This window comes from Hymenobacter sp. IS2118, from assembly GCF_000715495.1.
Taxonomy (GTDB): Bacteria; Bacteroidota; Bacteroidia; order Cytophagales; family Hymenobacteraceae; genus Hymenobacter.
On record NZ_JNLX01000133.1, the window covers coordinates 23079 to 33256 of the forward strand.

Genomic DNA, 10178 nt, shown 5'->3' on the forward strand with positions numbered 1-10178 from the left:
AGGGCCGCCAGCTCGCCGTCCTGCCGTACCTTTGCACCGTGAAAATTGACGCTGCTCAACCCCTCGTGGCCGTGCTCGGCGGCGGGGCGGCTGGTTTTTTTGGGGCCATTGCCTGCGCCGAAGCCAACCCCGCGCTTCAGGTGGTACTACTTGAAAAAACGGGCAAATTCCTCGGCAAAGTGCGTATTTCGGGGGGCGGGCGCTGCAACGTGACCCACGCCTGCGACACGGCCGCCCAGCTGGTGGCGCACTACCCCCGCGGCAGCAAGCAGCTCAAGGCCGCGTTTCAGCAGTTTGGCGTAGCCGATACCGTTGCCTGGTTTGCCAAGCGAGGCGTTACCCTGAAAACGGAGGCCGACGGCCGCATGTTTCCCACCACCGATTCCAGCGAAACCATTGCGCAAGCGTTGGAAGAAGCTGCGCGGCAGGCCGGCGTACGGCTGCTGCCCAATGTCGGGGTCGAGGAAGTACGGGCCGCCGCTACCGGAGGCTTCACCCTACACCTCAGCGGGGCCGGCACCGCCCAGCACGGCCGCACCCTGCACGCCACGCGCCTGCTCATTGCCACCGGCGGCAACCCCAAAAGCGCCAACTACGACTGGCTGCGCGCCCTGGGCCATACCGTAGCCGAGCCCGTGCCCTCACTCTTCACCTTCAACGTGCCCAACTCCCCCCTTAGCGAGCTTATGGGCGTGAGCGTGCCCCAGGCCCGGGTGGTTTTGGCCGGCGAAAAATTGCAGTACGAAGGCCCGCTGCTGGTTACGCACTGGGGTGTGAGTGGTCCGGCCGTGCTCAAGCTCTCGGCCTGGGGCGCCCGGCGGCTCAATGAATTGGGCTACGTAGGCACAGCCCTGATAAACTGGATTCCTACGTTTACGGAAGAAACCCTACGCACCTGGCTGCAGCAGTTTCGCCAGGAAAACGGCAAGAAAACCGTAGCCGCAAATCCGCAATTCGGTTTGCCGCAACGCCTGTGGCGCAGCCTGACCGAGCAGGCCGGCGTAGCACCTGAAACCCGCTGGAGTGACCTACCGGCTAAAACCCAGAACCGCCTGCTGGAACTCCTGCTCCGCTACCCGCTGGCCGTGCGCGGCAAAACCACTTACAAAGACGAATTTGTGACTTGCGGCGGCATTTCCCTTGATGAAATCGACCTAAAAACCATGGGCAGCCGCCGCATGCCGGGGCTGCATTTCGCGGGCGAAGTTCTCGACATCGACGGCATTACCGGCGGCTTCAACTTCCAGGCGGCCTGGACCACGGGCTTTTTGGCCGGCCAAGCACTAGCGGTACCAACGGCCACCGGGCTGTAACCTTAGCTGCGGGCAGGGAGTAAACGAGGTAGTAATTTTTCAACTTTACTTACTCCCTTTCCAATGGAAGCCAAAGCCACCCAAGCCCTGCTCAACGAATTGGTAGAAACCCTCAAAGACGGTCAGAACGGCTACGCCGACGCCATGACCGACGTGGAGGATGCCAAACTGAAAGAAACCTTCAAAAAATACGCGGCCCAGCGTTCGGAGTACATCACCGAAATCGAGGACCAGATGTTCAAGCTGAACCTCAAGCCCGACGAAAGCGGCTCCGTAACCGCAACCATCCACCGCGCCTGGATTGATTTGAAAGCCGCCATCACCAGCAAAGACAATACGGCCGTACTCAACGAGTGCGAGCGCGGCGAAGACTACGCGGTGAAAGCCTACCAGACCGCCCTGAAGGCCCAGGACTTGCCCTCAGCCGTTAAGTCGGTGATTGAAAAGCAGTACCAGGGCGTGCAGGAAGCCCACAACACCATCAAAGCGCTGCGTGACTCGTCGAAGTAAGTCCGGAGCTCGGTTGAGCAAGTCAGCTGGATTTCAATCGCCGCCGTTGGCATTATCTAATTCTCTGACCTGTTAAACGCAAAAAAGGACCCTCGATAATCGAGGGTCCTTTTTTGCGTTTAAATAACACTAAGAATAACGCACTAACTATTACCAACAAGTAATAAATAATTGGTAGTTGCAGCGGTAGATATTGACCGGGTTACAATAACCCGGCCAATATCTCTTAATTCGCTAAATCTGACTTACTATTCGTCGAAACTTTCGTTGCGAGGCTTGCGGGGCGTTTCGTACTCGCGGGGAGTACCATAGCTGGGCTTGTTGCCGTAGCTGGGCTTGTCGCCGTAGCTGGGCTTGTTGCCGTAGCTGGGCTTGTTGCCGTAGCTGGGCTTGTTGCCGTAGCTGGGCTTGTTGCCGTAGCCGCTACCGCCTTCGCGGTTGCCATAAGCGGGCTTGTTGCCGTAGCTGGGGCGGTCGCCGCCATCGCGGTTGCCTTTGTAGCCACCGCCGTAGCCGCTGCCGCCTTCGCGGCGCTCGCCACCGCCGTAGCTGCTGCCACCGCGGTTACCGCCTTTGTAGCCGCCACCGTAGCTGTTGCCGCCTTCACGACGCTCGCCACCGCTGAAGGGACGACGCTCGCGGTCGCCGCCGAAGCCGCCAGGACCACCACCGCCGGTGCGGTTGAAGCCTTCTTCTTTGGCTGCGCCTTCCTGCACGGGAGTAGCAATGCTGAAGCTAACCGGCGTACCCTGGATGCTGGTGCGGCCGAGCTTTTCTACAATTTCATTGGCATACTCCGAAGGCACTTCCACAAAGCTGAACTTGTCGTAGAGGGCAATGTCGCCCACTTTGGCACCGGTCAGGTTGCTCGACTCCGAAATCAGGTCCACGATGTCGCGGGGGTGAATCCGGTCCTTCTTGCCCATAGTTACGAACAAGCGGGTATAGCCGGGGCGCGCCTGGCCGGCGGCCTTACTGGCGTCGAGGCTCTGCTGAGCACTCTTGTCCTCTTTCATCGTCATTTTCAGCAGCGCGGCGGCGATGTCAAGCGAGGTAATTTCCTCACTCTGGTCGAGCAGGCGCTGCACGCGGCCCACGTATTTCTCCAGGTTGCCCTTCTCCACGATTTCCTTAATCTGGTTCAGGAACAGCGTAGTTTTCACTTCCGAAACATCGGCAAACGACGGCACCTGCGCCAACTTGATGTCGGCCTTGGTGAAGCGCATGATGTCGCGCAGCTTATAGATGTCGCGGCCGCTCACAAACGTGAAGGCTCTGCCCGACTTGCCAGCGCGGCCCGTGCGGCCAATGCGGTGCACGTAATATTCTTCGTCGGCGGGAAGGTCGTAGTTAAATACAGCCTCCACGTTGTCCACGTCGATACCACGGGCGGCTACGTCAGTCGCAACTAGTACTTCGATAGTCGACTTGCGAAATTTATCGAGCGTGTTCTGGCGCTGCTGCTGGCCCATGTCGCCGTGCAGGCCTTCGGCGAAGTAGCCTTTGGCTTGCAGGTCGGCCACGATTTCGTCCACCATACGCTTGGTGTTGGCGAAAACGATGGTCGACTTCAGGTTATACATATCGAGAATACGGGTCAGCACATCCTTTTTCTGGGGGCCGCGCACCTCGAAGTAGCTCTGCTCGATGTTGGTCACCGTCATCGTCTTGTGGTTCACCTTCACTACCTGCGGGTCGCGCTGGTACTTCTTGGTGAGCTCCATGATGGGCTTGCTCATCGTGGCCGAGAAGAACACCGTCTGGCGCTCCTTCGGCATCTTGCTCAGAATGAACTCGATGTCGTCACGGAAGCCCATGTCGAGCATTTCGTCGGCTTCGTCCAGAATGATTTTGGTGGTGTTCTCCAGCTTCAGGGTGCCACGCTCGATGTGGTCCATGATGCGGCCGGGGGTGCCGATAACAATCTGCACACCGCGCTCCAGAGCGCGGAGCTGACGGTCGTAAGGGCTGCCACCGTAGATGGGAACTACCATCAGGCCACGCTTGTACTTGCCCAGCTTCTGGATTTCGCCCGAAACCTGCACCGCGAGCTCGCGGGTAGGGCAGAGCACCAATACCTGCACGTCTTTGCTCTCGGTATCGATGTTATCGATGGCGGGAATGGAGAAGGCGGCGGTTTTGCCGGTACCCGTCTGGGCCTGGCCGATTACGTCTTTGCCGGCGAGCAGTACGGGAATAGCGGCGGCCTGAATGGCCGAGGCTTCCTCGTAGCCCATCTCGGTGATGGCGCGTTGTACTTCCTCAGAGAGGTTCAGTTCGTCAAAACGAACAACAATTTTTTCAGCTTCCATGAATGTGGAAAAAGGTAAGGGGTAAGAGACTCGCTCCGAAAACAGCCGTACTCAGCGACGTTTCCCCTCCTTCTACCTTGTCACAATCAGGCGGGAAAAACAACCAATAAACTATGCGGCCAATGCGTTATGCCTCTCTTAGGCTTGCGCGGACTTAGGGCCGTCCTCAAATGCGGGTGCAAAGGTAGGATTTTTATTTTGAAAAAGCTAGATAGTGTATGAAGTAATTTTTATGACATCTCTTCTGACCCGTCATGCCGAGCGCGGCCGAGGTATCTCATTCGCACCGTTCAACGAAGCAAGCGAGATGCCTCGGCTGCGCTCGGCATGACGGCTTGAAATTATGGTTATCCCTGCGCGGCTGCTTAAGAGGAGATTCTATTGCAAGGAGTATGAGTGTAACGATGCTACGGCTGCGCGGACATCAGATGAGCATGACGGTCTTTTAGCATTATGGCTCTTCACTGGGCATAAAAAAAGCCCGCCAGAGGCGGGCTTTCTTATTACAAAGTCAGGGCAGGACTAAACCAGCGACACTTTAACAGCGTTCGGGCCTTTTTTGCCTTGGGCTACTTCAAATTGAACTTTGTCGTTTTCGCGAATCGAGCTTACTTGCAGGTCGCTGATGTGTACGAAAATGTCTTCGCCAGTTTCGTCGTTTTTGATGAAACCAAAGCCTTTGGTCTCATTAAAGAATTTTACCGTTCCGGTGGGCATGGTGGTTGTGTTGTGGAGTTTCCCTAAGCTTTTGGGCCACCGTGGCTTGGTTTCTTAGGTTGCGTCAAAGATAGGCATAATTTCCAAATGAGCAAGCTGATAGGTATTTTTTTCAATGCGTGCCGACCTTTGCCCGGTCTCCTCCTTACCTATACAGTATGCCCGACGCGCCCGCTCACGCTTTTGTCCACGAATTTCAGGTTCCCGATAGCGCCATTGACGCGCTGGGCCACGCCAACAACGTGGAATACGTGCGCTGGGTCCAGGACGTGGCCGGGGCACACTGGCTGAGCATCTGCCCGGCGGAATTTCAGGAAAAGATTATCTGGGTGGTGCGCGAGCATCGGATTCGTTACCTGCAGTCGGCTTTTGCGGGCGAGACGCTGCGGGGCACCACCTGGGTGGGGGAATCCAGCGGGGCCACGTCGCTGCGCTACACCCGCCTCACCCGCGCCGCCGATGGCGTGCTGCTGTGCGAGGCCGAAACCACCTGGGTGCTGCTCGACCCGAAAAGCGGCCGGCCGGTACGCGTGACGGCGGAGATGGTGAATTGGCTGAAAAAGGATTGAAAAGTTGAATCAAACCCGCTTCCTCCTACTGACCCACTAATTTATCAGAAGGTTTTGTGAAGCAAGCCACTCATAACGAATAATAAAACCTATTACACATAGGATTGCAAACACCGCCGAAATTTGAGAAATCAGGGTAAACAGATTTGGTCTGTATACCTTGATAATTCCAAAAATCCTGGCTACCACGCTTCCAACAATTAGAAAAATCATCGAGCAAATGAATGCAACAGCAAAAAGCACCGGTAGTACAAGTAATGCCATCGAGGTTTGAATTAGCTAATATTGAAAATAATCTACTTATAAACATACATGCCTCCCTCCTTCCGCATCTACTCCTCTTCCGCCGGTTCCGGCAAAACCTATCAGTTAACGAAAGAATACCTGCTGCTGGCGCTGGGGGCCGATGACCCGGCGTATTTCAAACGGGTGCTGGCCATTACGTTTACCAACGATGCGGCGGGGGAAATGAAGCACCGCATTGTGGATGCGCTGCGAAATTTTGCCTACCCGCCGACGGGCAAGCCGGACGCGCTGCTAGCGGAGGTGGCGGCGGAGCTGGGGCTGCCGGCGAGTGAAGTGCGGCGGCGGGCAGCGGCCACATTCCGGCTGGTACTGTACCACTACGCCGATTTTGGGGTGAGCACGATTGACTCGTTTGTGCAGCGGATTGTGACGGCCTTTACCCGCGAATTGGGCTTGCCGGCCACGTTTGAGGTGGAGCTGGATACCGATGCGGTGCTGCAAAGTGCCGTGGCGGCGCTGCTGGACAAGGTGAACCGCGACCCGAACAGCAAATTGCTGTCACAGACGCTGGCGGAATATGCGCTGGGGCAGGCCGACGAGGGCAAGAGCTGGAGCCGGCTACCGGAGGAGCTGGCGGGCTTCGGGCGGGTGCTGTTTAATGAGACCGTACAGGAGGCAGTGGCGCAGCTGGACCGGTTGAGTCTGGCCGATTTCCGGCGCCTGGACAAGGAAATCCGGGCACGGCGGGCGGAGATTGAGGCGGTATTTGCGCAGACGCGGGAGGTGGGCGCAGCAATTCTGAAGGAGGCTGACGTGAGCGTGGACGACCTGTACTACGGCAAAACCGGTATTGGGCAGTACGTGCAGAAAGGCGTGGCGCTGTTGCAAGCCGATGCCGGGCCGAATAGCTACGTGCGTAAAACTTTGGCCGAGGATAAATGGCACGGCGGAAAGATAAAATCGCCGGCCGACAAGGCCCGCGTGGATGCCGTGCGCGAGCCGCTGACGGCGCTGGTGGGCACGCTGAATAAAATGCGCGCCGAGTATTTGTCGAATTACACACTGCTGACGGCCATGCAGCCGTATTTATTTCACGCTTCGCTATTGAGCGAATTAAATAAAATAGTGGAGCAGATTAGCCGCGAGCGGAACGTGGTGTTGATTTCGGAATTTAACCGACGCATTGCCAGCATTGTGCTCACCGAACCGGTGCCGTTTTTGTATGAGCGGTTGGGCGAGAAATACGAGCACATTCTGATTGATGAGTTTCAGGACACGTCCGTTTTGCAATGGAACAACCTGCTGCCGCTGGTAGAAAACACGCTGGCCAACGGGCACAGCAGCCTGGCGGTGGGCGATGCCAAACAGGCTATTTACCGCTGGCGCGGGGGCGAAATGGAGCAGATTCTCCGGCTGCATCAAGGCGACACAGAGGCGCTGGCAGCCCGCGCCCGCGAGCCGGAGATGCGCGAGCTGCTACGGGGGCGCTATGAGGCGTTTCGGGGCAAGCTGGAGCCACGGGCCTTGCAGGTGAACTACCGGTCAGCGGCGGAAATTATTGCGTTTAATAATTCTTTTTTTGAGGCGGTGAGTGCCCGGCACACTGACTTAGAATTGGTAACTGGCATTTATGACGCGCATTTTGGGCAGGAGGTGCCGGGGTCGCCCGGACGGGTCGCCTCACCCCCCGGCCCCCTCTCCACCGGAAAAGGGGGCCGGAGAGATGAGGTGTCCGGCCACGTCGAACTCCTCTTCACCCAAAAAGACGCGCCCGCCCTGCGCTACGACCCGGCGGCCGGCGCATACACCGCCGAAACTCTTCCCGGCCACGCGGCAGAGGCGCTGCTTGACTACGATGAAAGCACCTGCTATCTCACCTTGCAGCTCGTGGAGCAGGCATTGCGCGACGGCTACGAATTAGCCGATATTTCGGTGCTGTGCCGCACGCGCTACGCCAGTAAAATCATTGCCAAGTTCCTGAAAGAGCGGGGATACGCCATTATTTCGGCTGATTCGCTGGCGCTGGAATTCGCGGAGGTGGTGAACCTACTGGTGAGCATTTTGCGGGTGCTACACCAGCCTGCCAACACGCTGGCGCGGGCCGAAGCCCTGCTGCTGGTAGACAGAGTGGTGCGGGGCCTTGCGCCTACGCCAGCGCGGGCGCGGCACATTGCCGACGTAGCGAATGCAGCGGGCGGCACGTCGTTTTTTGATGAGCTGCGGGCGCTGGGCTACGATGTGAACGAGGCCGAAACCGGCAACCTGGGCCTCTACGAATTGGCCGAGCGGCTGCTGAATCTGTTCGGGTTGCTGGGGCGGAACGGGGAGAGCGAATACCTGTTCCGCTTCCTGGACTTGACGCTGGAATACAGCCTGAAATTCGGAAACAATCTGGGCAATTTCCTCACGCACTGGGAGGAGCGCAAGGGGCGCATCAGCATCAACGCGCCGGGCGGACGGGCAGCCATCACCATTACCACCGTTCACAAAGCCAAGGGGTTGGCCTACGGCGTGGTCATTGTGCCCTTTGCCGACTGGAGCCTGGAACCGCACCGGGGCACCCTGCTGTGGGGACACCTGGAGCCGGGCCAGAAGCCCATCGAACTCATGCCCGACGTGGCGGTGGTGAGCCTGAGCAAGGGCATTCAGCAGACGGTATTGGGGGCACAATATGATGAGGAGCGCGAGAAAACCTTCCTCGAAGGGCTGAACACGCTGTACGTGGCCTTCACCCGGCCGCGCCACCGGCTCTACGTTATCAGCAAGCGGCCGGAAGACAAGAAAACCACCAAAACCGACGAGTTGGATGCCGCCGCGCCCGCCGCCGCTGCCCGCACCGTGGCCGACCTGCTGCACGGCTACCTCCAAAGCCGCGGCCAGTGGCAGCAGGAACAGGTGTCTTTCGTGGTGTCGCAAGGTACCCCCGCCGAGAAAAAAACTATTAGCCAACAGCTATTAGCTAATAGCTATGAACTGACCAACCTCGCCGCCGCGCCTTGGGAAGACCGCCTCAAACTGCGTCGGCACGCGAGTACGCTATTCGATTTTGACGAGCAAAAGGCTCAGGCCGAGTGGGACCGCAAGCTGCACTTTGCCCTGCGCCGTCTGCTCACGGCGGCCGATGTGGGCCGGGTAGCCAGCCAGCTCGTGGCCGAGGGCATCCTGAGCGCCCGCGAGCGGCCCGCGCTGGTCGAGAGCCTGGAAACGCTGGTGCGCGACCCGCGCCTGGCGCCCTACTTCGCCCCGCACCTGAGCGTGGAAACGGAGCGCGAAATATTGGTGGGCGGCGTGAAGCTGCGCGACTACAAGCCCGACCGCGTGGTGCTCGAACCCTCCCTCGAAGCCCACCACCGCCTCGGCGGCCGGGTTACGCTGCTGGATTTCCGGCTGCCCCCGCCGCAACAGAAGCACAAACAGCTGCTGCGAAATTACGCCACGCTATTCGAGCAGCTGGGGTACGCGGAGGTGCGCGGGGTTATCTATTATTTCGGGACGGGGGAAGTGGTGGAGGTGTGATGAAAGCTATAAAAAGCAGTAGCCATGCTATTGCCTTTTTGAGCAATTATTGCTTCTTCTGATTCAGCAGTTGCTTTTCAGGATAAATAATCATTGGATTTGGTTTTTCTAATGGCTCAACCTGAAAATTAACTAGTCGCGGCTCTTTAGGCTCTAAGTCATAAAGCATAACGAACCGCAGGCTGTCGCATTTCAGAAAGTACTCGTAGATATAAGCAATGCTGCTATTTCCGTTATTAGAGATAGAGCAAAAATCTACAAATTTTCCATTACGATTTGACCAGTCACATTTAGGACCTACTTCGCTCACCATTGCCTTCACCATTTCCATTGATTTACCAGAAAATGACTCTGCTGGAAAATGGGTAAGTACCTCGGGCTTGTCTAGATTAGCCATGATATAGGCTGCATCTTTTTCAGCCTTACTTATCTTCTCCTGTTTCTCCTGAATGTTGCAACCGGATAGTGCCACTGCACTGAAAGTTAGGACTCCAATTATGTAAAAGCGTTTCATGAAAAGCGTGTGGAGAAGGGCTGTTTATTTGCGAGGCAGTAAAGATATAATCCAGCTTCATGAACCCTCGGTGTCTTCACACGCCGGGGGGGTGCAATTCAAATTGTCGCGGCGTATTGGTAACTTGTGTCATGCCTACCTCCCCCACCACCGCCATGAGCAAAGCCGAATATCTCGCCTTGGCCGAGCAAAAATACAACGATTTGCAGGCCCTCGGGACCGCGCCGACTTTCTACGATTACGAGAAGTCGTTTGAAGCCATCTGGCTGGAATTGGGCCGTCAAGTGTTGGAGCGCAACATGGGCTCCGTGCCAGCCGACCGGCGTAAAAAAAAAGATGATGACGCGCTTTGGCCAAATCCAAGTAGCTAATAGTGAGGCCTTTAGCGTGCACCCAAACGGGTTTGGCATCAGCCCCTACCTCCAGGAGAAGCTGGTTTTTTTAGGGCAATTCGAGGTCTACCAACAGGCTGCCGCCTTGA

Annotated in this window: 7 protein-coding genes and 1 pseudogene; 5 read left to right on the forward strand and 3 right to left on the reverse strand. The window is 57.2% G+C overall.

Features of this window, described 5'->3' with window-relative positions; translation table 11 throughout:
* Positions 1 to 38 precede the first annotated feature (38 nt).
* A complete protein-coding gene (locus GM79_RS12600) occupies positions 39 to 1313 on the forward strand; it encodes an NAD(P)/FAD-dependent oxidoreductase (RefSeq protein ID WP_235184058.1) in 1275 nt (424 codons plus the stop codon).
* 63 nt (positions 1314 to 1376) lie between these two features.
* Positions 1377 to 1823 (forward strand): PA2169 family four-helix-bundle protein, encoded by a 447-nt coding sequence (locus GM79_RS12605; protein ID WP_035564388.1) that lies wholly within the window; start codon positions 1377 to 1379, stop codon positions 1821 to 1823.
* Between the two features lie 248 nt (positions 1824 to 2071).
* Here GM79_RS12605 and GM79_RS12610 read toward each other — a convergent pair whose 3' ends face one another.
* Together GM79_RS12610 and GM79_RS12615 are read right to left on the reverse strand one after the other, a co-directional pair.
* Positions 2072 to 4135, reverse strand: a complete 2064-nt coding sequence (locus tag GM79_RS12610) for a DEAD/DEAH box helicase (RefSeq protein ID WP_081867733.1) — start codon at positions 4133 to 4135, stop codon at positions 2072 to 2074.
* Between the two features lie 522 nt (positions 4136 to 4657).
* Positions 4658 to 4852: a cold-shock protein gene (locus GM79_RS12615; protein ID WP_035564390.1), complete on the reverse strand. Its 195-nt coding sequence runs from the start codon at positions 4850 to 4852 to the stop codon at positions 4658 to 4660.
* Between the two features lie 158 nt (positions 4853 to 5010).
* On the opposite strand from GM79_RS12615, the gene GM79_RS12620 reads away from it, so the two are divergent.
* Both GM79_RS12620 and GM79_RS12625 read left to right on the forward strand, forming a co-directional pair.
* Positions 5011 to 5421, forward strand: coding sequence for an acyl-CoA thioesterase (locus tag GM79_RS12620; RefSeq protein WP_035564392.1), 411 nt, complete (start codon positions 5011 to 5013; stop codon positions 5419 to 5421).
* Between the two features lie 312 nt (positions 5422 to 5733).
* On the forward strand, positions 5734 to 9183 hold the full coding sequence (locus GM79_RS12625) for a UvrD-helicase domain-containing protein (protein ID WP_035564395.1): 3450 nt from the start codon (positions 5734 to 5736) through the stop codon (positions 9181 to 9183).
* Positions 9184 to 9229: 46 nt separating this feature from the next.
* Here the strand turns inward: GM79_RS12625 and GM79_RS12630 are convergent, their stop codons facing one another.
* Positions 9230 to 9697: a hypothetical protein gene (locus GM79_RS12630; RefSeq protein WP_035564397.1), complete on the reverse strand. Its 468-nt coding sequence runs from the start codon at positions 9695 to 9697 to the stop codon at positions 9230 to 9232.
* Between the two features lie 131 nt (positions 9698 to 9828).
* Here GM79_RS12630 and GM79_RS12635 point away from each other — a divergent pair.
* A pseudogene (locus tag GM79_RS12635) lies at positions 9829 to 10178 on the forward strand (ISLre2 family transposase); the annotation flags it as partial.

What these genes read in the sequence shown, in the direction of transcription:
- GM79_RS12605 (WP_035564388.1), top strand. Translation starts at nt 1,377, where the DNA reads ATGGAAGCCAAAGCCACCCAAGCCCTGCTCAACGAATTGGTAGAAACC.
- GM79_RS12630 (WP_035564397.1), bottom strand. Translation starts at nt 9,697, where the DNA reads ATGAAACGCTTTTACATAATTGGAGTCCTAACTTTCAGTGCAGTGGCA.
- GM79_RS12610 (WP_081867733.1), bottom strand. Translation starts at nt 4,135, where the DNA reads ATGGAAGCTGAAAAAATTGTTGTTCGTTTTGACGAACTGAACCTCTCT.
- GM79_RS12620 (WP_035564392.1), top strand. Translation starts at nt 5,011, where the DNA reads ATGCCCGACGCGCCCGCTCACGCTTTTGTCCACGAATTTCAGGTTCCC.
- GM79_RS12625 (WP_035564395.1), top strand. Translation starts at nt 5,734, where the DNA reads ATGCCTCCCTCCTTCCGCATCTACTCCTCTTCCGCCGGTTCCGGCAAA.
- GM79_RS12615 (WP_035564390.1), bottom strand. Translation starts at nt 4,852, where the DNA reads ATGCCCACCGGAACGGTAAAATTCTTTAATGAGACCAAAGGCTTTGGT.